Annotated in this window: 24 protein-coding genes; 7 read left to right on the top strand and 17 right to left on the bottom strand. The window is 60.1% G+C overall.

Annotation, left to right across the window (positions count from 1 at the left end; translation table 11 throughout):
- Positions 1–8: 8 nt before the first annotated feature.
- The 4 genes from PKC81_RS01400 to PKC81_RS01415 form a co-directional block, all read right to left on the bottom strand.
- Positions 9–986, bottom strand: a complete 978-nt coding sequence (locus PKC81_RS01400) for a HupE/UreJ family protein (protein ID WP_324332842.1) — start codon at positions 984–986, stop codon at positions 9–11.
- Positions 983–1,807 carry a peptidylprolyl isomerase gene (locus PKC81_RS01405; protein ID WP_324332844.1) on the bottom strand — a complete coding sequence of 275 codons (825 nt, stop codon included), beginning with the start codon at positions 1,805–1,807 and terminating at the stop codon, positions 983–985. The genes PKC81_RS01400 and PKC81_RS01405 overlap by 4 nt, the downstream gene beginning before the upstream one ends.
- An 80-nt stretch (positions 1,808–1,887) precedes the next feature.
- Entirely contained in the window at positions 1,888–3,912 is a 2,025-nt protein-coding gene (locus PKC81_RS01410; RefSeq protein WP_324332846.1) for an NADPH-dependent 2,4-dienoyl-CoA reductase, read from the bottom strand.
- 21 nt (positions 3,913–3,933) lie between these two features.
- Complete coding sequence (locus PKC81_RS01415) at positions 3,934–4,740, bottom strand: enoyl-CoA hydratase/isomerase family protein (protein WP_324332847.1); 807 nt, start codon at positions 4,738–4,740, stop codon at positions 3,934–3,936.
- A 70-nt stretch (positions 4,741–4,810) separates the two neighbouring features.
- Between PKC81_RS01415 and PKC81_RS01420 the strand changes: the two genes are divergently transcribed.
- Positions 4,811–5,416, top strand: a complete 606-nt coding sequence (locus tag PKC81_RS01420; RefSeq protein WP_324332848.1) for a TetR/AcrR family transcriptional regulator — start codon at positions 4,811–4,813, stop codon at positions 5,414–5,416.
- Between the two features lie 246 nt (positions 5,417–5,662).
- Positions 5,663–6,859 (top strand): integrase arm-type DNA-binding domain-containing protein, encoded by a 1,197-nt coding sequence (locus PKC81_RS01425; RefSeq protein ID WP_324332849.1) that lies wholly within the window; start codon positions 5,663–5,665, stop codon positions 6,857–6,859.
- Here the strand turns inward: PKC81_RS01425 and PKC81_RS01430 are convergent.
- From PKC81_RS01430 to PKC81_RS01440, 3 genes are all read right to left on the bottom strand, one after another.
- The gene (locus PKC81_RS01430; RefSeq protein WP_324332851.1) at positions 6,834–7,028 is read right to left on the bottom strand and encodes a helix-turn-helix domain-containing protein; all 195 of its coding nucleotides are present in this window, start codon (positions 7,026–7,028) and stop codon (positions 6,834–6,836) included. The two genes, PKC81_RS01425 and PKC81_RS01430, sit on opposite strands and share 26 nt — an antisense overlap.
- Positions 7,025–7,231 carry an AlpA family transcriptional regulator gene (locus tag PKC81_RS01435; protein ID WP_324332853.1) on the bottom strand — a complete coding sequence of 69 codons (207 nt, stop codon included), beginning with the start codon at positions 7,229–7,231 and terminating at the stop codon, positions 7,025–7,027. The genes PKC81_RS01430 and PKC81_RS01435 overlap by 4 nt, the downstream gene beginning before the upstream one ends.
- A gap of 364 nt (positions 7,232–7,595) precedes the next feature.
- Entirely contained in the window at positions 7,596–8,057 is a 462-nt protein-coding gene (locus PKC81_RS01440) for a MarR family transcriptional regulator (protein ID WP_298602709.1), read from the bottom strand.
- A 64-nt stretch (positions 8,058–8,121) separates the two neighbouring features.
- Between PKC81_RS01440 and PKC81_RS01445 the strand changes: the two genes are divergently transcribed.
- The 3 genes from PKC81_RS01445 (at position 8,122) to PKC81_RS01455 (ending at position 9,714) form a co-directional block, all read left to right on the top strand.
- Positions 8,122–8,466, top strand: a complete 345-nt coding sequence (locus tag PKC81_RS01445) for a hypothetical protein (protein WP_298602712.1) — start codon at positions 8,122–8,124, stop codon at positions 8,464–8,466.
- Positions 8,463–8,876 (top strand): hotdog fold thioesterase, encoded by a 414-nt coding sequence (locus PKC81_RS01450; RefSeq protein ID WP_298602717.1) that lies wholly within the window; start codon positions 8,463–8,465, stop codon positions 8,874–8,876. Before PKC81_RS01445 ends, PKC81_RS01450 begins: the two co-directional genes overlap by 4 nt.
- A gap of 61 nt (positions 8,877–8,937) precedes the next feature.
- On the top strand, positions 8,938–9,714 hold the full coding sequence (locus PKC81_RS01455) for an NUDIX domain-containing protein (RefSeq protein WP_298602720.1): 777 nt from the start codon (positions 8,938–8,940) through the stop codon (positions 9,712–9,714).
- Here the strand turns inward: PKC81_RS01455 and PKC81_RS01460 are convergent.
- The 10 genes from PKC81_RS01460 to PKC81_RS01505 are packed head-to-tail and all read right to left on the bottom strand — an operon-like array spanning position 9,711 to position 20,643.
- Complete coding sequence (locus tag PKC81_RS01460) at positions 9,711–10,700, bottom strand: alpha/beta hydrolase (RefSeq protein ID WP_324332855.1); 990 nt, start codon at positions 10,698–10,700, stop codon at positions 9,711–9,713. The two genes, PKC81_RS01455 and PKC81_RS01460, sit on opposite strands and share 4 nt — an antisense overlap.
- A gap of 21 nt (positions 10,701–10,721) precedes the next feature.
- Positions 10,722–12,329, bottom strand: coding sequence for an NAD(P)/FAD-dependent oxidoreductase (locus PKC81_RS01465; protein WP_298602726.1), 1,608 nt, complete (start codon positions 12,327–12,329; stop codon positions 10,722–10,724).
- A complete protein-coding gene (locus PKC81_RS01470) occupies positions 12,326–13,939 on the bottom strand; it encodes an acyl-CoA synthetase (protein ID WP_324332856.1) in 1,614 nt (537 codons plus the stop codon). Before PKC81_RS01470 ends, PKC81_RS01465 begins: the two co-directional genes overlap by 4 nt.
- Before the next feature lie 23 nt (positions 13,940–13,962).
- Positions 13,963–15,057, bottom strand: coding sequence for an acyl-CoA dehydrogenase family protein (locus PKC81_RS01475; RefSeq protein WP_298602730.1), 1,095 nt, complete (start codon positions 15,055–15,057; stop codon positions 13,963–13,965).
- Entirely contained in the window at positions 15,057–16,262 is a 1,206-nt protein-coding gene (locus PKC81_RS01480) for an acyl-CoA dehydrogenase family protein (protein WP_298602733.1), read from the bottom strand. The genes PKC81_RS01475 and PKC81_RS01480 overlap by 1 nt, the downstream gene beginning before the upstream one ends.
- A gap of 14 nt (positions 16,263–16,276) precedes the next feature.
- Positions 16,277–16,723: an OB-fold domain-containing protein gene (locus PKC81_RS01485; RefSeq protein WP_298602736.1), complete on the bottom strand. Its 447-nt coding sequence runs from the start codon at positions 16,721–16,723 to the stop codon at positions 16,277–16,279.
- On the bottom strand, positions 16,724–17,896 hold the full coding sequence (locus tag PKC81_RS01490) for a transporter (RefSeq protein WP_324332859.1): 1,173 nt from the start codon (positions 17,894–17,896) through the stop codon (positions 16,724–16,726). It abuts the gene before it with no gap.
- Positions 17,893–18,672 (bottom strand): Coq4 family protein, encoded by a 780-nt coding sequence (locus tag PKC81_RS01495; RefSeq protein WP_298602741.1) that lies wholly within the window; start codon positions 18,670–18,672, stop codon positions 17,893–17,895. The genes PKC81_RS01490 and PKC81_RS01495 overlap by 4 nt, the downstream gene beginning before the upstream one ends.
- Before the next feature lie 33 nt (positions 18,673–18,705).
- Positions 18,706–19,845, bottom strand: a complete 1,140-nt coding sequence (locus tag PKC81_RS01500) for a nitronate monooxygenase (RefSeq protein WP_324332860.1) — start codon at positions 19,843–19,845, stop codon at positions 18,706–18,708.
- Positions 19,846–19,875: 30 nt separating this feature from the next.
- Positions 19,876–20,643, bottom strand: a complete 768-nt coding sequence (locus PKC81_RS01505) for an FCD domain-containing protein (protein ID WP_298602746.1) — start codon at positions 20,641–20,643, stop codon at positions 19,876–19,878.
- Between the two features lie 213 nt (positions 20,644–20,856).
- Between PKC81_RS01505 and PKC81_RS01510 the strand changes: the two genes are divergently transcribed.
- Entirely contained in the window at positions 20,857–22,110 is a 1,254-nt protein-coding gene (locus tag PKC81_RS01510; protein WP_298602749.1) for a cytochrome P450, read from the top strand.
- Positions 22,111–22,145: 35 nt separating this feature from the next.
- On the top strand, positions 22,146–22,472 hold the full coding sequence (locus tag PKC81_RS01515) for a 2Fe-2S iron-sulfur cluster-binding protein (protein ID WP_298602752.1): 327 nt from the start codon (positions 22,146–22,148) through the stop codon (positions 22,470–22,472).
- Positions 22,473–22,479 lie beyond the last annotated feature (7 nt).

Consider the following 22,479-nt stretch of genomic DNA (forward strand, 5'->3'; position numbering starts at 1 on the left):
CAAAAAGCCTAAGCGAAGGTGCGTTCGATGAACCAGAAGGCCGAAATCGTGCCTATGCCATAAGCGGCAATCTGCAATGCCGGATGCATGAGGGCCGCAGCAAAGCGGCGAAGCAGTTCGAGCAGCGCGAGCGACAGCGCGACAATCACCAGCTGCCCCGCTTCAACACCCAGATTGAAGGTCAGTAAGGCGGTCGGCACATCGCTTTCGGGCAGACCGATTTCATTCAGGGCGCCTGCAAAACCGAAGCCGTGCAGCAGGCCGAACCCGAAAGCGACCACCCAGGGAATCCGTTCCGAAAGGCGCGGCTGATCGGGTCGCTTCTTCACAATCTCGACCGCAAGGAACAGGATCGACAGCGCAATCACACTTTCCACCGGACGTTGCGGCAGGCCGAGAAAGCCCAATGTCGTACCGATCAAGGTGATCGAATGCGCCACGGTGAAGGCTGTCACCGCTTTGGCAATCGTCCAGAACCCACTGAGCAGAAGGACGAGCGACACAACGAACAGCAAATGATCATATCCGAACAGGATATGTTCGACGCCTGTTACGAAATAGGTGCGCGCGACCTGCCAACGATCAGGTTTCGCCTTGATCTCCGCATTTGGCTCGGCGGGTGTCAGGCGCAACGCCTGCACCGGCCGGCCCAATGGCTGGACGCGCACGAGCACATCGGTTTGTGACGCTTCGAAATTCGAGAGGCCGATGGACTTGCCCGAGACATCGCTCCGGCAGGCAACCGCAGAAGTTGTGACCAGCGAGATGCCGGAAATTTCGCGGCTTGGTTCTCCCGTAACTTTGCAGCCCGTGGGAAGCAGCGGCTGGGTCTGCGGCGTCAGACCGCCGCGCATCGGCGCCTTCCACACCAGTGTCCACGCACCCGGTGTCTTCTCAGTGAATTCGAGATAGCCGGGGCGCAGCTCATCGGCCTGCAACGGTGCCGACAGCAACAGCCCGACAAGTAACAACAAGACGCGGATCACGGCTGGGCGATCTTGATCGTGTAGCCGTCGAGCAGCGCCTGATAGGCAGCCGCCTCGCGGGCCTTGGTGGTCGTCGCCCGCCAATCATTCTCGACTGCCTGCCGGACATCGGCAAGCTTGGGCTTTTGCGGGGTCTGCACTGCACGAATGCGAACGATATGCGCGCCGAAGCCTGACTGGATTGGCCCTGCCCATTGCCCAGCTTTTACGCTGGCAAGTGCCTCCGCGAAGCCTTCGCCAAAATCACGTGCCACGTCACTCTGCGGCGCATTTTCGAGCGAACGGGGAAGTGAAATCGTTGCTCCCAATTTTCGCCAATCCCCCCCCGCTGCCAGCGCGGCTTTGACGCGTTCCGCCGCGCCCTGATCTTGCCCGAGATAGATCTGGTCAAAACTATAGGTGGCATATGCGGTGTAGCGCGCCGGATTGCGGTCGAGCCATTTCTGCAAGGTGGCATCGTCTGGCGTCGCATTCTCGACCTGCGCGGCAGCGAGATATTCCATCTTGGCGCGCAGACGACGGCGGATGACGGTGTCGTCTTCGTCCAAACCAAGCCGCTTCGCCTCGCGATAATAGATTTCGCCCTTGATATGATCGCGGATCAGACCATCAATTTCGGCCTGTGTTGGCGGGCGTTGCCAAGTCTGCTGCCAACTGGCGACTAGCCGCGAGACCTGTTCCTCATCGATCACGATTGTTCTGCTAGCAGGATCGACCTCCTCCCCCCGCCAGGCGGAAAACAGGAACACTGCAAGACCTGACAGCAGGAAATGCACCAACGGCTCGCGCAGCAGCGGCTTCAATCTTTCAGGTAATTGCATGTCCCTCCCAAGACGCGCCGTTTGGGCGCGAGAGGTTCATGCCAGCAAAGCCAAGCCCCGCCAAGCCCTGCCAGCAGCGGTCAGACGATCGCTGCCAGTTCCGAAGCCTGCTTGATCGCCCGCTTTGCATCCAGTTCCGACGCCTCATAGGCGCCGCCTATCAGATGCGCCTTCACGCCCCCTGCTTCAAGCGCATCGAAAAGACCGCGCGCCGGTTCCTGCCCTGCGCAGATGATGACGGTATCGACATCAAAGGTGCGCGGTTCGCCGTTGACCAGCGTGTGCAGCCCGTCATCGTCGATCGACAGATATTCGACCCCGGCTATCATCTCCACCCCGCGCCGTTGCAAGGTGATGCGGTGCGTCCAGCCGGTCGTGCGGCCAAGGTTTTTGCCGACAGCACTGGTCTTGCGCTGAAGGAGCGTCACCTGCCGGTCATTACGCGCGACCACGGGTTCAACGCCAGTCACGCCGCCGCGCGGGTGATTCTTGAAATCGATGCCCCATTCGCGGGCGAATATATCGATATCGAGTGCAGCGGACGTGCCTTCGTGCGTAATCAGTTCGGCGACGTCGAAGCCGATGCCGCCGGCACCCATAATTGCAACCTTTTTGCCGACTTGCGCCTTGCCCTGAATGACATCGATATAGCGCACAGCCTTCGGGTGAGCGATGCCGGGGATGGATGGCCTGCGCGGCTCGATCCCGGTGGCAACGACCACTTCGTCAAAGCCTTCGAGTTCCTCAAGCCCAACGCGCTTGCCAAGCTTCAATTCCACCCCGGTGGTTTCGATCCGCCTGCCGAAATAACGCAGCGTTTCGCAAAACTCCTCCTTGCCGGGAATGCGCTTGGCGAGGTTGAACTGGCCGCCTATCTCGTCTGCTGCGTCGAACAAGGTCACCTTGTGCCCGCGTTCGGCAGCGAGGGTCGCAAAAGCGAGACCGGCAGGCCCTGCACCGACCACCGCAATCCGCTTTGCCGCTGTGACTGGCGGATAATCCAGTTCGACCTCGCGGCAGGCGCGGGCATTGACCAGACAGCTTGTCAGCTGGCCGGTAAAAGTGTGATCAAGGCACGCCTGGTTGCAGCCGATGCAGGTATTGATCTCATCCTCCCGCCCCTCCTTGGCTTTGTTGACAAGGTCAGGGTCAGCCAGCATCGGGCGCGCCATCGAGACGATATCGGCATCGCCGCGCGCCAGCACTTCTTCGGCCACATCGGGCATGTTGATCCGGTTCGAGGTGATCAGCGGAATAGACAGTTCCTTGCGCAACCGCCCCGTCACCTGCGCAAAAGCCGCACGCGGCACCATGGTGGCAATGGTGGGCACAAAGCTCTCATGCCAGCAGAAATGCGTGCTGATGACATCGACCCCTTCGGCCTCCAGCGCTTTGGCAAGGCTCACCACCTCATCCCAGGCGAGCCCGCCTTGCAGCATGTCCATCGCGGAAATGCGGAAGATAAGCACGAAATCGGGGCCGACCGCAGCACGCGTGCGACGCATCACCTCGACCGGGAAACGCATCCGGTTTTCCCAGCTACCACCCCATTGGTCAGTGCGCTGGTTGGTCTTTTCGACAAGAAAGGTCGAAATAAGGTAACCGGCGGAGCCGATAACCTCGACCCCGTCATAACCCGCTTCCTTGGCGAGCGCCGCACAACGGGCGAAAGCGGCAATCTGCTCCTCGATCCCTGCCTCATCCAGTTCGCGCGGCGCAAAACGACCGATGCGCGATTTGACCGCTGAAGGCGCGACGCAATCGGGCGTTCCCGCGAGCGGACCGGTATGGAGGATTTGCATGCAGATCTTCACGTCTGGGTCTTCGGCATGGACTGCTTCGGTAACCTGCTTATGCAGCGCCACATCCTCCGGCGTTATCAGCTTTGCGCCCATCCCGGCGGTGTCGTGCGGGCCAATGCCGCCGGTAATGATCATGCCGACCCCGCCCTTTACGCGCTCGACAAAGTAAGCGGCAAGGCGCGGCCCGGCATCGGGCAGGTCTTCAAGACCCGTATGCATCGAACCCATCAGGATGCGGTTCTTGATCGTGGTGTTGCCGATTTTCAGCGGCGAAAAGACATGGGGGTAGCGTGCGTGGCTCATGGTTTGATCCTGCTGAATGGCTTATTCGGGGGCGTATTCGGGTTTGCGCTTCTCGATGAAGGCGCGCATCCCTTCGGCGAAATTCTTGCTGCCGGCGGTCATCAACTGGTTGCGATTTTCGACGGCCATCGCAGCCTCAAGGCTGCCGGCATCAATCGCCATGTTGAGGCCTTCCTTGGTCATTCGCAGCCCCATGGGTGAGGCGTTGAGCAGGTCATCAACCCAAGGCTGGGCGGCAGCTTCGAGCTGGTCGTCCGGAACAACTTCTGCGACCAAGCCAACAGCCAATGCGCGCTGCGCCTGGATGAAACGCCCGGTCAGCATCAGTTCGGATGCGATCGACGCACCGACCAAGCGCGGCAGGAAATAGCTGACCCCCATGTCGCAGGAAGACAGCCCGATGCGGATGAAGGCGGCATTCATGCGCGCGCTTTCGCCGGCAATGCGGATGTCGGAGGCGAGCGCAAAGGCAAAGCCGCCGCCACAGGCCGGGCCATGCACCAGCGAGACGATCGGCTGCGGGCAGCGGCGCATCTTGATATAGACATCGGCGAGCCAGCCCTGAAAACCGAAGCCGCCACCAAAGGGAATCGCGCCCGGATCGCGCCCGCCATGTTCCTTGATATCAAGTCCGGCGCAATAGGCCTTGCCCGCGCCGCGCATGACTACGACGCGGACCGTCCGGTCATGATAGAGCTTGCCGAAATAGTCGTTGAGTTCGCCGACCATATCGACCGAGATCGAGTTCAGTGCCTCTGGCCGGTTGAGCGTGAGCCAATCCACCTGCCCGCGCTTTTCGACCGTGATCGTCTTATACCCTTCCGACATGCTCCGCTCTCCTCATGCTAAACACTGTTTAGCACTTGCATAACGAACAGTGTTTACTATGGCAAGAGCCATGGCCGTGCTGCTGACAGACGAACAGGTTCATGATGTGCGGGAGCGCATTCGCGAGGTTGCCGAACACCAGATTGCGGCACATGGCATTGCCGCGCTGTCGCTACGCTCGATCGCTACCGAGCTCGGTTGGACCGCCGCCTCGCTCTATCGCTATTTCGCCAGCAAGGCAGACCTGCTCGATGCGTTGCGGGTGGCGGCGCATAATCGCTTTTCCGACCGCATCGAGGCTGCGCATGACAGCACCGACGATCTGTGGGAGCGGTCGCGTGCCATTGGCGATGCCTATATCGATTTCGCCATGAGCGAACCCGCAGCCTATCAGGTCATGTTCGCTTACGAGCAGGAAGAAGGTGAAAAGTCTGAAGAACTGCGCGCTGCCGAGCGGCGGTCGCATTTGACGCTGATCACCTATGTTCGCGAAATGGCCGACGCGGGTTTGCTGGAGGGCGATCCGGACATGATCGCCCATGCCTATTGGGCAACAATCCACGGCCTTATCGTGTTGCGCATGGCGGGGAAGCTGGACACATCGCCCGGCTTTGACGCATTGCGCCACGCCGCCATGCGGCTGATCACCCGCGGCGCGCGGCCGGACAAAGCCTAGGGCATAAGGCCGCGACTTACGCCGTTTGCTATTTCGGGTAATGGTAGCGGAGGAGGCGCTATAACTTTCGTCTCAGGCAATTTCAGAGCGTCTCCAACTACTCTGTAAAATCAGCGATTTATCTTGTAACGTGTTCGCGGTCGGTCGCCCTGAATCGCCTGAATTCCCGCTGAAATGTGGGAACGATTGTGGGACCAAATACCCCTGATTTTGGCGGTATGAATCCCTGACAGGGACTCGAACCTGATGGCGCTGACAGTATTGAAAGTGAAGAATGCGAAGCCCGGTCGCCATGTCGATGGCAGGGGCTTGTGCCTGGTCGTGAAGCCCAGCGGCGCGCGCACCTGGGTGCTGCGTATGCAGTTGAAAGGCCACCGCCGCGACTATGGACTGGGATCGGCGCATGATGTTTCGCTGGCAGATGCCAGAACAGCGGCAGCCGAATTGCGCCGCCGGGTTCGTGAAGGCTTCGATCCTGTCGCCGAGCGGCGAAAGGCGCGCAAAGTCATTCCGACCTTCGAAGCTGCAACCCGCACCTGCCATGAAACCCTGGGTGACGGCTGGAAGGACGGACATCATGTCCGCTGGCTATCTGGCTTTGAGCGACACCTCTTTCCGCGCATCGGCAAGAAGCCGGTCGACAAGGTGGACAGCGCCTGCGTCGTTGAGGCGCTGTCCCCGATATGGCTGGAGATACCGGAAACAGCGCGGCGCTTGCTCCAGCGCATCGGCGTAGTGCTCGATTTCGCGCATGTGAAAGGCTGGGTGCCGGAAGAGGTCTCGTTGCGTTCGGTGCGCAAGGGCCTGCCGCGTCAAAACGACAAACGCGGGCACATGGAGGCCATGCCCTATGCCGATGTCCCGGCGCTGATGCGGAAGCTTGCCGCCGCGTCCCCAACGACCGGACGCGATGCCCTGCGCTTCACTATCTACAACGCCGTGCGGTCCAACGAGACGCGCCTTGCAGTATGGACCGAGTTCGACCTGGAAAATGCGGTATGGACCATTCCCGCCGAACGGATGAAGGCTGGCGAAACCCACGTCGTGCCGCTTTCGGTGCCGGTTGTGGTACTGCTGCGCAAACGCTGGAATGAGCGAACCAGTGAAATTGGCTTGGTCTTTTCCAATGATGGCAAGAAGCCGATCAGCGACATGACCATGACCAAGCTGCTGCGCGACGATGGCTTTGCCAGCATCACCGTACACGGTTTCCGGTCCACTTTCACGGACTGGGCCGCCGAATGCACCGACTGCCCCAAGGAGGTTGCTGACAAGGCCCTCGCCCACAAGCTGCCCAACAAGGTCGAAGCCGCCTACCGCCGAACCGATTTCTTCGCGAAGCGCCGCAGCTTGATGAAGCAATGGGCGGATTATCTGGGCAATTGCACCCCGGTAGCGAAACCGGGGGCAGCCGAGCCTATTCAGGCTCGCGCTGCCGCATGACCAGTTCGTGCAGACTGACAGTCATGATGCGGGTCGACTTGCCAAGCTTGATGGCCTCGATCTCGCCCGACGCAATCAGTTCGTAGAGCTTGGTGCGACCGACGCCGATCATGCGGGCTGCGTCATTGACCTTAACGCAGATCGGCTCGACCGGGGGCGGCGGTTTCACTGTGTCGCACCCTCATTCCGATATGAGGCCGGATCATCGATCCAGCAATTGACGGCGGATTCCCGCCAGCCCGCGCCGTGCACGCTGATCTTCACTTGGGACGGGAAAGTTCCCTCGGCGATCTTGCGATACATGGTGGATCGGGACAGCCCGGTTCGAGCGAGGACGGTCTTCAGGCGGATGATCTTGTCAGAGTTGGACATGGGACTTGCTTCCATTCGTTGGCAGTTACTGGTGCCCCCTGACCCAAGAATTTCGCCAGAAGGCATCAAGCGCAACAAAATTCGCCGTCTCTGGTATGGCCATCGCAAGAGCGGATAGAATAACTTGCGGAAGGATAGAAACGGATACGGAAGAGCAGAGAAGACAACGGACGCAAGCACCGGGTGCCTTCAGGCCGAGTTTCTGTGAGGTGATCGGAGCCGACGCGGTGTTAAGTTGGGAAATCTGCGCACAAGCGGCGGATATTTGCGTCACACCGAGCGACGTTTGCGCGCGAATCGGCAGAAGGCAGACGGTTCGTGTTGAGGCCGCGATGCTACAGCGAGATGTCCTTACCAATTAAGACTAGGGATCCAGATTTGCGGTCATTGTGCTTAGCAGAAGCCGCACGGTTGCAATCTCTTCTATTGAAAAGCCTGCGAGCAATCGTTCGTAAATGGCGTCCGCCTCTTCGCGCAACGAAGGGAGTATGCTCACTGCCTTGGGCAGCAGGTGCAGCGTCCACACCCGGCGATTGCCTTCAACGGCGCGGCGCTCGACATACTCCGCCCTTTCGAGCTGGTCGATGACATGGCCTACGCTAGCGCGTTCCAGTTCGAGACACTTCGCAAGCTCGGTCTGGGTAAGACCCGGCGTTCGAAAGATGTAGGCAAGCGCGCGCCATTGGGTGCGGGTCAGACCGAACCTGGCGGTCGAGGCGTCGAACAAGCGGCGGAGCTTGCGCGGCACTTCCTCGACGAGGAACACTAGCTCGTCGGCATCGGTCACATAACTGAGCGGGTCGAACTGGTGAGGCATTGCGCGCATCCTATACGCAATTGACGCAAGTGAACAGACTTTACTGTAATCGATCTTACTTTATGATAAGCGCATGTCGAGTTTACCCGTTACCCATTTTGGACACTCCGATCACGCCATTGCCGCGCTGATCGAAGGGGCCGAGTGCGGTATGCCTCTTTTGCTCGCTCATGGCGGTGGTCAAACCAAGCGGGCGTGGAAGCGCCTCTCGGCGACGCTGGCCCATTTAATCTGCGGAGGATCGCACGACCTCGTTTCGCCTGAAGTGGTTGTGAACGGCCGCGAGTTAGTACGCCACGCTGAATATGGCGACATAGCCGATGCAACGCATTTGGTGGTCGGCGATCGGAATGACGCCTTTGGCGATGCGATCCTCGATTTTCTGAGACGCGCTCATGGGAATGGGATTGCGGCATGAGCGAGCAGGCAGCAGGAATGGATATCGAACAACTCCGCGCCATGTTGCAGATTGCACCGTTCCATCGCTGGCTCGGGCTGGATATCGCTGAACTCACCGACAAGGAACTTATCCTCGAAATGCCGTGGCGGGATGAGATCGTCTCCAATCCGGTAATCGGGTCGGCGCATGGCGGCATCCTTTCGGCGCTGATCGACCTGACCGGCCTGTATGCGATCAACGCGCTGGGCGGATCGGCGCGGGCAACCGCCGATATGCGGGTTGATTTCCACCGTCCGGCGACATCGGGTCCGCTGCGCGCGATTGGGCGTGTGGTGAAACTGGGAAAGCAGATTAGCGTCGCGGAAACTCGGATCGAGGACGCTGATGGCAGGCTGCTTGCGAGCGGACGTGGCGCCTATGTCGGTTAGCATGTGCGCCCTCTAATCGAAGTAACGCACGACAATCTCAGACTTATGTCAATTGGAGAAAATGATGCAGAACGACTCAAGTGCGTCCGAACCCCGCCCGGCTGCCACGATCCTCCTGCTCCGCGATACCCCTGAGTTTCAGGTGCTTATGGTCAAGCGGCACCAGCAGATCGATTTCGCTTCGGGCGCGCTGGTTTTTCCGGGCGGCAAGCTGCACCAGGGGGATGCCGACCCTGCCTGGGCAGACCATGCCAGCGGCTGGGAGCTGTTCGACGAGGTTCAGCGAAAGCTGCGCATCGCCGCGATCCGCGAAGTGTTCGAAGAGGCCGGGATTCTGCTGGCGCACCATCGCAATGGGACACTCTTCGAAATGGTTTGCGACCCGGATGTTCGCGCGAAGGTCGATCGAGGAGAGCTTGAATTCATCGAGGTGGTGCGTGACTTGGATGTGCAGCTGCAGCTTGATTCGCTTGGCATTTTTGCCCGTTGGATCACTCCGCCAATCATGCCCAAGCGGTTCGACACTTTTTTCTATGTTGCTCACGCCCCCGCAAACCAGCTCGCAGCCTGCGATGGACACGAAACTGTCGATGCAGAATGGATCGCGCCGAAAGAGGTCTTACGTCTAGCTGAGAGCGGAGAACGCACTGTTATTTTCCCGACCCGGATGAATGTGCAATTGCTGGCCGAAGCGTGCGATTCAGCGGATTGCATGCGGCGCGCAGAAGAACGGCCGCTGGTTCCTGTACTTCCTCGCCTTGAGGAACGCGATGGCCGACGGGTTCTGGTGATTCCTGAGGATGCCGGCTATGGATCCGTTGTTGAAATCGTTGGCTAGCATTCTCTCCTCCGGCTCGACGTACAGGTCCACATTTCCAGCACCGACCGGATTGCCGCCACGAAAGCGAGTGGTTCATCAAGCATAAGGTGATGCCGCGCGCCGGGTACGGCGATGATCGGGATATCCGCGCCGCCCAGCTCTTGCACAAAATCTCGGGAATCACGGGTGAAGAGCAGACTATCCTCCCCGTGAATGATCGCTTTTCGCCCTGGGGCATTGATCAGTTTTGGGCCAATGCTTAGCCAGTCGGCCCGCGCATTGTCGCGCTTGAAAACGTCGGGTGAGAACTTCCAGGTCCAGCCTTGCTCCACCCGGCGCAACGAATGATAGGCCATATAGTCCATTAAGAAGGGTTGCCCGACTCGCTGGGGGGGCGAAAGCCTGAAGCGGTCGCGGGCCGCAGCGAAATCGGGGTAGATACGGAGCGGCTTGTCGGGATCGCCAGAGCCGGGGCTGGTGTGACCGCCCGCCCAGAATGCCTCGAGCATCGCTGGACGCAAGGTCATCATGTCGCAGATGGCTGCTCCGGCGAAAAGCCCTGGCGCTTGATCGAGCGCCTCCAGCGCGACGCTGGCCCCGAAACTGTGAGCGACGATGAACGGCTTGCGCCCATTGTCGAGCAAGCCAAGCGCTCGTGCCACCCCGATCATCTCGCCACCGCGCGCTGTCATATCGCAGTTCGCGCGCACGCCGCTGTCGCCCATCGCGGAAAGATCGTAGGCAACAACGTCGAAATCTTCGGCCAGAAATGGCGCGATGAAAGCGAAGCAGCGTGCGTGGGCAAGAAAGCCGTGGGTCATCAGTACCGGAGGTTTCCCGCGTTGACCCCACCGGAAATAGTGTATGGAGATGCCATCAACCTCGACAAATCCTTCCTCGCGCGGAACCGCCAAGGCATCGACAAACCACTTCGGCAAACTGTTCTGATCGCCCGCCCAGGTCGGGTCGATATCGCCAAGGCCGTTGATCGCATCAGTGGGCAAGAATTCTTCCAATCGAAATCATCAAGGGGTAAAAACAAATCCGCGATAGCCGTTCGCGGCAACCTCGTCGCAGATCTGGGAATAGGCGGCGACGCTCGGAAAGTTGATGAGCTGGCGCTTCTTGCCCGGAACGTTATCGCCCATGTACCAGGACTTGGCCTTGGGGAAGAGAGTCATAGCGCCGATTTGTTCGACCATTCCGGTCCATTCGCGTTCCGCCTCCGCATCCGGCTCAAAGCGCGAAAACCCATTTTCTCTCAGATAAACAAGAAATCCGGTTGTCCAGTCACCCTGCTGCTCGGCCGAGGTCGGGCCATTCGAAAAGCCGGATGGGCTCAACGGGCCATAATGAAAGATCATGTTCGGGAACCCGCAGACCGAGTTGCCAAGATAGGCACGGACACCATCGGTCCAGGCCTCTCCAAGACTGAGGCCCTGCAGGCCGCGAATGTCCATGTCGATTAGTCCGCCGCTGCCCGCATCGAACCCGGTGGCAAAGACGATGATATCGCATGCGACCAATCCGGCCGCGGTTTGAATGCCCTCAGGGGCGATGCGCGTGATCGGATCCTGCTTGAGATCGACCAGGGAGACATTGTCCTGCGCGAAAATTTCATAATAATTCTGTTCGAGCGACGGGCGCTTGGTGCCGAAGGGGTGCGGTGGTTCGGTGGGTGCCAGAACCTCGTGCAACGATGGATCGGTGATCCTCGCGCGGACCTTGTCGCGCCAGAAATCATATGCGAAGCGATTGGCCCGTTCGTCGGTCAGCAGGTCGGCGAAATTGTTGAACCAGAACCGAAGGCCACCGGCTCGCCACAAACGCTCATAGCTCGCTTCGCGCTCGGCTGCGTCAACATCGAGCGTGTTTGCGTCCAGACGATTGGCATCAAACCCGCCGCTCGTGTGGCGTCGTGCATCGAAGATGGCGGGATAGCCGGGTTTTTCCTGCACCTGTTGCTCAGTTGTCAGGCATTGCTGCTGCATCGGCAGGGCAAGGATCGGCGTGCGCTGGAACAGGGTCAGCTGGGCGGCCTCGCGTGCCGCTTCCTGTGCGACCTGAACGCCGCTCGCGCCAGTGCCAATGATTGCAACCCGTTTTCCGGCAAAGGAAAGACCACCTTGGGGCCAGTGCGCGGTGTGATGCTGTTCGCCCTCGAAGGTCTCTTTGCCCGCAATGTCAGGGGTATAGGATTTGGCGGCAAAACCGGCGCAGGGGAACAGGAAGCGCGTGCGCAGTTCCTCTCCGTTTGCGGTTTCGACATGCCATTGATTGCTTTCAGCATCGAACCGCGCGCCCGACACGCGGGTTCCCATGGTCATGTCAGGCCACAGGTCGAGCTTGTCGCAGACGTACTGAAAATAGGCGCGCAATTCGGCGCCAGACGGAAATCGCTCGCTCCACGTCCAACCCTGCCAAAGCTCGGGCAGCGAAAATTCATAGATCGGGACGTGGGAATCGACTCGGGCACCGGGATAGCAGTTCCAGTACCAGATGCCGCCGGGCTGCTCCGCAGCATCAATCAGTTTCACGCGGAACCCGGCCTGACGCAGGCGGTGCAGCAGATAGATTCCGCTGAAACCGGCACCGATGATGAGTGCATCGAGTTCTGCGTTCTTGTCACTCATCGGGCGTTGCTCAATGCGACTGCAAGTTCGGCCGCGCCCTTATAGTCGGCCTTGCCATTGGGCGCGCGCAGCGCGCTATCGGTTGCGAAAACCGCCTTTGGGGTCTTGTAGCCGGCCAGCTTGCCCCGGACATGATCCTTGAGCGCCTGCTCATCCAGCGTTGCTCCTGCGCGGAGATGAACCACGGCGGTGACCGCCTGACCCCACTTGTCATCGGGTACGCCGACAACCAGAGCATCCTCGATCGCCGGATGGGTCTTGAGCACTTCCTCCACTTCTTCGGGAAAGACCTTTTCGCCCGCCGTATTGATGCACACGCTGCCCCGGCCTAGCAAGGTCAGGCTGCCATCTTTTTCGACCGTGCACCAGTCGCCCGGAATCGAATAACGAACCCCATTGATGGTCTTGAACGTCCGCGCAGATTTCTCGGGATCCTTGTAGTAGGCCAGCGGGATCGGTCCCTTGAGGGCGATGAAGCCCGGCACGCCGCTGCCGGGTGGGACGGGTTGGTCCTTTTCATCGAACACATCGCACATTCCGCCGATGGTGAACTTTGCGGTTTCCGTGCTGCCGGCAGCGGTCGTCACCGAACGACCAAAACCGAGTCCCTCGGAGGCTCCGAAGCTGTCCATCAGGGCCACTTGCGGAATGTGGCGGATCAGGCCCTGTTTGACCTCTTTGCTCCACATCACGCCAGACGAAACGATGGTTATCAGGCTCGACGTATCGAATTTGCCCGGTGCGGCGTCCAGGGCCTTGAGCATTGGTTTGGCGAAGGCATCGCCGACGATCGCAATCGACTGCACCTTGTTCCGCTCAACCGCTTGCCACAATTCGTCCGCGTCCAGCGAAGCATTGTCCAGCGTTACGATACACCCGCCAGAAGCAAGAGTCCCGATCGCGGTGATGAAGCCAGTTCCGTGCATCAAGGGACAGGCAGGCAAGGTCATCCGTCCAGGCCCGTCGGCGCGGATCAGAGCGAGCGCCGCCTCAATACTGTCCGGCGTCGGACCGAGCAGACGTTGCGCATCGAGTTGGGCCTCGCGCATATCGGTGTGGCGCCAGATTACGCCCTTGGGCATGCCGGTCGTTCCGCCGGTGTAGATGAACAGCTCGTCATGCGGCGACCGTTCGATTCCCAGCGGCAAGCCGTCGCCCGTTTGGGCAAGCTGTTCATAGGCAATCGCAAACGGAGCTTTCGCCGCTTCCTCGCCGATTTCGACGAACAACCGCACCTTTTGCAGCCGGTCTTTGAGTTCGACAATGCAATCGCGGAATTCGGAGCTGTAGAAAACGACTTCGCTGTCGGAATCGTCGAAAATGTAGAACACCTCATCCGGGCGATAGCGATAGTTGATGTTCACATGAGTGAAACGACCCTTGAAACAGGCGGCCATCAGTTCGCCGTATTCTGGCCGGTTGCGCATGTAAAACGCCACCTTGGTCCCCGGTGCAAGTCCTTGAGCAGCAAGGGCTCGGGCAATGTTGTTCGATCGGGCGCCCATTTGCGCCCAAGTAATCATGCGTGTGCCGTGGATCAGGGCTGGGGCAGTCGCGGGCAGAACCGACTCGATCGCATCGAGAATGTCGCCCAGATTCCATTGCGCCATTCGAACTCTCCTCTCGCGAACAGTCACGCTGCTCTTGCAATCCAGCCTTGCAGAAGTGCCGCCTCTTCCCTGACAGTCTCGGGCCCTCCCAGGATCTGCCGGTCGAAACCGATCCGCTTGAACCAGTAATGCAGCCCCAGCAGGTCGGTGAAGCCCATGCCGCCATGTACTTCGGTTGCGGTGCGGGCGATGATCCGCCCGGTCTCGCCGAGGTGAGACTTGGCGTGGCACGCCATCAGGGGCGCCTCTTCCGGTACCGCATCGAAGGCATGGGCAGCATACCATACCAGCGACCGGCATGGCTCGTTGCGCGCCGCCATTTCGGCGCACATGTGCTTGACGGCCTGAAAGCTGCCGATCACCCGTCCGAATTGTTCGCGCTGCCCTGCATAGGCCACAGCCTGGGCGATCATCGCATCTGCCGCGCCGAGGCTGTCCGCCGCCAGCAGGATCCGGCCCGCCGCGATGATCCGCTGGGCCGCCTTGCCGCCGTCATCGCGCAAGGCTTCGGCTGGAACCGATGACAGCCGCAGTCCGCAAATCGAGCGGGTCGCGTCAATGGTCCTTAGGGCAATCTGCTCCACGCCCTCGGACTGCGCCAGGATGATGTAAAGCTGTCCGTTGTCGTCGGCGACAAGGAAGTGATCGGCCTCCTCGCAATCAAGAACGAACAGTGCCAATCCGGTCAGTCTGCCATCGGCGCAGGACACGCCCGAACCATCGCGGCGCGTCACTAGGCCCTGCAAGCCAACGCCGAAGCACACGCCACCCGATGCGATGCGCGGGAGCCAATTCGCTTTTTGCGCGTCGGAGCCCGCCTCGATCAGCGCGAGCGGGGCCAGGACCTTGCGGCCAGCGAAGGGGACAGGGGCCACCGCTTCGCCAAGTGCGGTTGCAACCACGGCGGCATCCAGCATCCCAAGGCCCAGGCCGCCATAGGCTTCGGGCACGACAAGGCCGTTCAGCCCCAATTCCGCAAGTGCTGCCTCCGCTTGTGCACTAACCGCGCTTTCGCTTTCGACGACATTTCTGACGTGATTCAGAGGGCACAGTTCGCGCAGCAGCCGGGCTACGCTCTCGGCCAGCATTTGCTGTTCCTGGGAAAGTCCGAAATCCATTACCGCTCTCCCTGCGAAGCCAGACGCGGTTCGCGCGGCATGTTCAGGCCGCGTTCCGAAATGATGTTTTTCTGGATCTGGGCAGTACCCCCGCCGATAATCAGGCCGAGCTGGAACATGTAGTTCCATTGCCAGCTTCCGTGCGCGCGTTCGTGGGGGCTGCCGTGATAGAGCAGGCCGAGTTCACCCAGCGCATCGATCGCCAGCGCCGAAATCTGGTGCGCCAGCTCGCAGGCCTGAAGCTTGACGATCAACTTGGCCATACCCCCCGGTTCGCCCTTGATCTGGCTCGAGAGGACCCGCATCCCGTTGTATTTCATCGCCGCAACTTCTGCTTGCAGCGAGCCAAGTCGGTCCCGGAACGCGGGCAAGTCGATCACCCGATGTCCATCGACCTGTTCTTGCCGCATCAGGTCGATAAGGGCCAAAAGCCGGTTCTCAAGCGCATCAGGATCGCCGAGCATTCCGCGTTCGTGGCCAAGGGTGGCATTGGCCACGAACCAGCCTTGCCCGCGTTGCCCGACAATCTGATCTATGGGCACGCGGACATCGGTGAAAAAGATTTCGTTAAATTCGGCGTTGCCGGTCATCGTCTTGAGCGGACGGACCTCGATTCCCGGGGTCTGCATCGAGAAGATCAGATAGCTGATCCCGCGATGCTTGGCGGCATCGCCTTCGGTCCGCACCAGACAGAAGATCATATCCGCTTCCTTGGCGGTGCTCGTCCAGATCTTCTGTCCGTTGATCACGAACTCGCCATTTTCGATCCGGGCGCTGGTCTTCAGGCTGGCGAGGTCCGACCCGGCCCCCGGCTCGGAATAACCCTGGCACCAAACCACATCGCCGGCCAGCGTCGGTTCGATCCAGCGCCGCTTCTGCTCCTCGGTACCGAGTTCGAGCAGGGTCGGAACGAGCATCGAAATGCCCTGATTGGCTAGGCCTCCCGGCACCCCGGCATGGGCGAACTCTTCGGCGATGATCCGGGACTTGAGGATGTCGGGATCGGCCCCGAAGCCACCATATTCGCGCGGGATGGTGCGCGCGGTATAGCCGTGCCGGATCAGCAGCTTCTGCCAGACCACGCTTTCCGGTGATGGGCGAGAAGCGCGTCCTGCGCCCTTCGGAGCCAGATGGCGGTTCGCCGTGATGAAGCCGCGAACCTCATCGCGAAAGCTCTCGTATTCCGGATTATAGCTCAGATCCATCGCGCAGTGCCCTTTCAGACCGGCCGGAACACGGGGAGGCGGAAACCGTCCGAAAAATCCTCGAAATCGAGAGTTACCGGAAGGTCGAGCCGGACATCGCCGGCCGGACAATCGATCAGCCGCGTCGCCATCCGGACACCTTCTTCAAGCTCGACTACGGCCGCGACATAAGGAATGTCTGAAGCAAAGGCCGGATGGAGCGCCTGATGCACGACCGTCCAGGAGAATACCACGCCTTGGCCAGAGCTCTGTTCCCATGAAAAGTCCGGTGAGCCGCAGCGGGCGCACATGTAACGGGGAAGATGACGCCAGGTGCCGCATTCCCGGCACTTCTGGAAATGGAGATGTCCGTCCTGGCAACGGGACCAGAATTCCTGTTCGACCGGGTCCTGCGGTCGCGGCCGGGGTTTGGGCGGAGCGGCGGCTTGGGCGCGCAGCTTCGGTGGCAGATTGTCGTCCATCTAGTCAAATCTCCGCAAGATCGCGATGCTGCCGTCACCCAGGTCGCCCCAGCCGGTGACAAGCCCGGTCCTGGCACCTTCGACCTGCCGGGCTCCGCAATCGTGCCGCAACTGCCGGACGGCTTCGACAACATGATTGAGACCCCAGACATGCGCCTCGCTGAGCAGGCCGCCGTGTGTGTTGAGGGGAAACCTGCCGCCCAGCTCGATCTGGCCATCCTTGACGAAATCGTGCGCGCCGCCTGGCTCGCAATAGCCCATGGCTTCGAGTTGCAGCAGGACGACATAGGTGAAGCAATCATAGACCTGAAGGAAATCCATGTCTGCGCGCGATACCCCGGCCATCTCAAACGCCTTCGGCGCGGCATAGGACAGGCCGATCTTGAATGGATCAGGGCGGGACGGGATATCGTCCGCCGGATAGGGATGCCCTTCGGCCGCACCGGCGATCGTTACCGGAACATGCGGCATGTCGCGGGCACGATCGACCCGCGATACCACCACTGCGCAGGCACCGTCGGTCTCCAGGCAGCAGTCGTAGAGCTTGAATGGTTCGGAAATCCAGCGCGCCGAATGGTAGGTCTCCCAATCCAGCAGCCTGCCATAGGTAAACGCCTTGGGATTGAGCTGGGCATGCTTGCGGCAGGCCATTGCGACGGCACCCATCGCTTCCGGGCCGACCCCGTAGAGCCGGGAATGGCGCATTGCCAGCCAGGCATACATCTGGACCGGAAGGAAAACGCCATAAGGGATGTAATAGCCCTGGATGGTGTTCGTCAGGGTATTCATGTTCATCGACCGGGTCGGCGGCGCTCCCGCCTTGGGCCGTAACGCCGAAAAGCCGTTCCACCCCAGTGTCACGAGCACGTGATTGCACAGCCCCGCAGAGATCGCCATTGCCGCGTTTTGCAAGGCGGTGGTCGGACTGGCACCGCCCATATGCACCGTGGCGGCATAGCGCAGCACGTCGATCCCCAGATTTGCGGCCAGCTCCTCACTGGTCGTATAGATCGGCGGCGGCACCATTCCGTCGATGTCGGAAGGTTTCAACCCGGCATCGGCAATCGCCTTGCGCGATGCCTCCAGCATCATGTCAACGGCGGTGCGTTCAGTTCCCTTGACGAAATCAGTTTCGCCAACGCCGGTGATCGCTGTCTTGTCGGAAAAAGTCATGCGGACGCTGCGTCCTTCTGCAGTGATAGGGAAAGCTCGCGCCGAACCTGGAATTCGACTTCGATCCGTTTGGCGATCGGTTCGGCCGCGCGATAACGGGGTGCTTGTGGCAGCCTCAGCAGGGCGTGGACCTCATCAAGCGGGCGATCGAGAAGTTCCTCCCAATATGTCTCGGACAAGCGTCGCGCTGCGCGCCCACGCCGCCACGCTTCGATCATCGGCCCCAAAACGGGCATCTCGGGAGCCTCTCGCCTAGATTTGGCCAGGCCGAGCAAGGTCAAGAATGCTATCCCGTGGCTATGCGCTTGCGCGTTGCCCAGAGTCAGCACACACAACTCGCCAAGGCCATCTCGGCCGTAGCCGGTGACGACATGATAGAGGTCGTGAGAATCGCGCATCCGGTTGCGGAACAGCGCGACGTCGGGATCGGTGAAGGCGCGCAGTCCGCCTTGTTCGCTGGCAGAGACCAGCCCGTCCGCGCTCAACCCTTCGTCATAGACAAATTCCAGGTAGCGTCGGCCAAGGCTTCCTGGCGGACACCGGGCCAGGCGCTCACGGTCGCGCAGGTGCTCGAGCAGACTGCTGCGGCTGGCCAGAATGCGCTTCCCGCCTTCCGAACTGGCAAACCGCTTGAATTGCCGGAAATAGCTGTTTCCGGCGAGTGCATCGACAATCCGGAAGACCTGAGCGGTATCCTCCTTGTCCTTCAGGAGTGTTTTCATCGCAGCGAAGGCTTCGCGCAGGCGAATGCTCCGTTTCAGTTCAAGTCCCTTCATGGATGCCTCCCTTCGCGACCGGCCCAGTCGGCATCAGCCAAACCGTTTCGCACGAGCCAGTGCTTTTTCGGCACCCGACACCAGATCGCGCATGACATCGGCGGCAGGACGAACCGACTTGATCAACCCGATCCCCTGGCCAGCAAAACCGGGTAGGACGTCCATCCGCTTGTCGCGGATCGCTGCAGCCATCACCGGACCCGCGATCATCGACTGGTAAGGCATCGGCAGCGGTTCCTTGCCAGCATCGATCCAAGCGTTTGCCCACTTGTTGACGATCATCCGGGCAGGCTTGCCGGTTATCGAGCGGCTCACCACCGTGTCCCCATCGCCGCCCTCGGCGATTGCCTGCTTCTGGAAATCCTCGATCCCGGCCTCTTCGGTCGCCAGAAAGGCCGTTCCTACCCAAGCGCCATCGGCTCCGAGCATGAAGGTCGCAGCCACACCCCGGCCATCGGTGATCCCGCCAGCGCCCAGCACCGGAACCCGGTCCCCCACGGCATCGACTACTTGCGGGATCAGCGAAATGGTGCCGATCGGTGAATTGTGACCGCCGCCGTCATGGCCCTGGGCGACAATCACGTCGATCCCGGAATCGGCCACCTGCAGCGCGTGCTTGACCTTGCCGACCACTGCCATGACAATCGTTCCGTTGGCATGCAGTCGGTCCATCCACGGACCGGGGTTGCCTAGGCCCGCAGCATAGACCGGAACCTTCTCCTCGATCACAACTTCCATCTGGGCTTCGAAGAATTCTTTCGAAAAAAGCGGAGGCCCGCCTTCGCTTTCCGCGCCTGCCGCCGCGCGCATCGCCGCCGCTGCGTCCACTTCACCCAGACCTTCACGAGACATGAAGTCTTTGGCGAACTGCTGATATTCGCCGAATACCGACATCGGATCGGTGGGAGCCGCCCCGGTTTGCGGCGCCTTGCCCTGGCGCACCGATGCTGGCAGCAAGGTATCCACCCCAAACGGCTTGTCGGTGAGCGCACGGGTTTCGCGAATCCAGCTGCGCAGTCGCTCAGGCGAGCAGGCCGCCGCGCCGAGGACTCCAAGGCCACCTGCGTTTGAAACCGCAGCGGCCAGTGCCGGCACACTCGCGCCGCCCATACCGGCCAAGACTATCGGATATTCAATCTTGAGCATTTCGCAAATGCGGCTGTTCAGCGCCATCACTCTCTCCATTTTGTCGGCTTCAAAGGCCTAGCATGGGTCTCCCCATGAAATTTTTTGTGACACGAGATCGGGACTGCGGTTCGCAAGATACTCCGAGGAACCCTTGACCAACCGTTCCATGTGGCGACGCGCATTTTCAGCATCGCGCAGGCGCACGGCGCTCAGTACGCGGAACAGGCAGCGTAACTGGTTTGACCGTTCCTGAGCAGAATAGCCCAGTTCCATGGCGAGATCGCGGGTAAGCAGGTGCAAGGCGGAGGTCAGCAACCCGAACCCGGGATTGCCACTTGCCCAGCCAAGCAGGTCATGAAAGCGCCGGTTGGTCTCTTCAAACGAGGCGCTTTCCCTATCGCGCTCGAGTTGGGCATAGCAATCGGTCAGCGCGGCCAAATCGGCATTAGTTGCCCGCTCTGCCGCTCTTGCGGCGGTGTCCGGTGCTATCGCTTCGCGCAGTTCGAGGAGAGCCCGCAGATCGGTATCCATGAACTGCAGGATCAAGGAAAGCGAACTGGCGAAATCACGGGTTTGCGGCCGCGACACGACCGGGCCACCACCCCGACCTAGCTGAAGGTGGATGACCCCTTGAAGCTCTAGAAATCTCAGCGCTTCGCGCAAAGTTGCCCTCGCCACTTCATAGCGGGCAAGCATATCCTCTTCCTGCGGGAGCCGATCACCGGCTTCGCGGGCATTCATCTGGATATCAGATACGATCGCTTGAGCAACTTGAAGTGCGCGTTTTGCCTTGGTCGGTGCGGCTGCAAAAGCCGTCACGGGTTGCTGAGCAGTGGAGGTCATAAATGCGTATAAGCAATAATCTCAACCTGAGTCTAGTCATAATTTCGTCGCTGGAGAAGGGCGAGTAGGAATGCCGGAATATCGACCTTCGTGCACCTCGCCATCTTGCTCTGCTCGCTAGCCTCGCAACGATTTCGGCATAAAGCTGATAATGATTGTTGACATTTATGCCTTGAACCGTTATTTTCAGCGAACTTAGGAAAGGTGGGACGAATGGCAACCGCAGCAGCCCAGTTTGAAAATATCGACACCATCCCGCTTGATGAAATCAACGTCGCGAATCCGTATCTCTTCCAGAATGACACCGTAGGCGAATATTTTGCGCGCCTGCGGCGTGAGGATCCGGTCCATTTTTGCCGCGAAAGCCGCTTTGGCCCCTATTGGTCGGTGACTAAATTCAACGACATCATAGCGGTCGATACCAACCACAAGGTTTTTTCGTCAGAGGCCAAGCTGGGTGGGATCGCGGTTCAAGACATGCACGGCGTTGAAGGTGCGCTCGAGCTGGAAATGTTCATTGCCATGGACCAGCCCAAGCATGATCAGCAGCGCAAGGCCGTAAGCCCGGTGGTCGCACCTTCGAATCTGCTGTTGCTCGAACCGATCATCCGCGAACGGGCCGGTGCTATCCTTGATGAGCTGCCGGTCGGGGAGGAAATCGACTGGGTCAAGCTGGTCTCGGTCGAGCTGACCACGATGACCCTGGCGACGATTTTCGATTTTCCCTGGGAAGAGCGCGCCAAGTTGACCCGCTGGTCGGACGTTACGACTGCCTCGCCTGAAACTGGCATTGTTGAATCCTTTGAACAGCGTCGGGAAGAGCTCATCCAGTGCGCCATGTATTTCAAAGGACTGTGGGATCAGCGGGTCAACAACCCCGGTGGAAATGACTTGATCTCGATGATGGCGCATTCGCCCGCGACCAGGGACATGCCCTTTCTTGAATTCCTAGGAAATCTGCTGCTGCTGATTGTGGGCGGCAACGACACCACCCGAAATTCAATTAGCGGAGGGGTGATGGCGCTCAATCAGAATCCGGAGGAATATCGCAAGCTGCGCGAAAACCCGGCGCTCGTTTCGAGCATGATCCCCGAAATCATCCGCTGGCAGACGCCGCTCACCCACATGCGTCGCACTGCGCTGGAGGATGCGATAATCGGCGGGAAGCAGATCCTGAAGGGGGACAAGGTGGTGATGTGGTATCTATCGGGCAACCGCGACGATACCGTGATCGATCGCGCCGACGAGTTCATTATCGATCGGGAAAACCCGCGTCACCATCTGTCATTCGGGTTCGGGATTCACCGTTGCATGGGCAATCGGCTGGCTGAATTGCAGCTGCGGATCGTTTGGGAGGAAATCCTCAAGCGCTTCAGCTTTGTTGAAATGGTCGGCGAACCGGAACGGCTGTTGTCCAATCTGGTGCGAGGGATCACCCGGCTTCCGGTGAAGCTTCACGCGCACTGACTTTCTCGACGTCGCAGGAAAGACGGAATTTCAAGATGATCAAGGTGACCTTTGTTTCGGCCGATGGTGTTCGGCGTACGGTTGAAGCTGACGAAGGCCTGAGCGCCCGTGAGGCCGCGCTGTTCAACAGCGTTCCCGGGATCGATGGCGATTGCGGCGGGGTTTGCGCTTGCGCCACCTGCCATGTGCATGTCGATGATGCCTGGATTGAGCGCGTTGGCCTGCCCGAAGAAGGCAGCATGGAGAGCGATCTGATCCAGTTTGCCGAGGGGACAACCGCCACGAGCCGGCTCGCCTGCCAGATTCCCATGGCTACCGAGCTGGACGGACTGATCCTGCACTTGCCGGAACTGCAACACTGAAGGCAAA

The sequence above is a fragment of the Sphingorhabdus sp. genome (genome assembly GCF_035329025.1).
Classification (GTDB): domain Bacteria; phylum Pseudomonadota; class Alphaproteobacteria; order Sphingomonadales; family Sphingomonadaceae; genus Sphingorhabdus_B.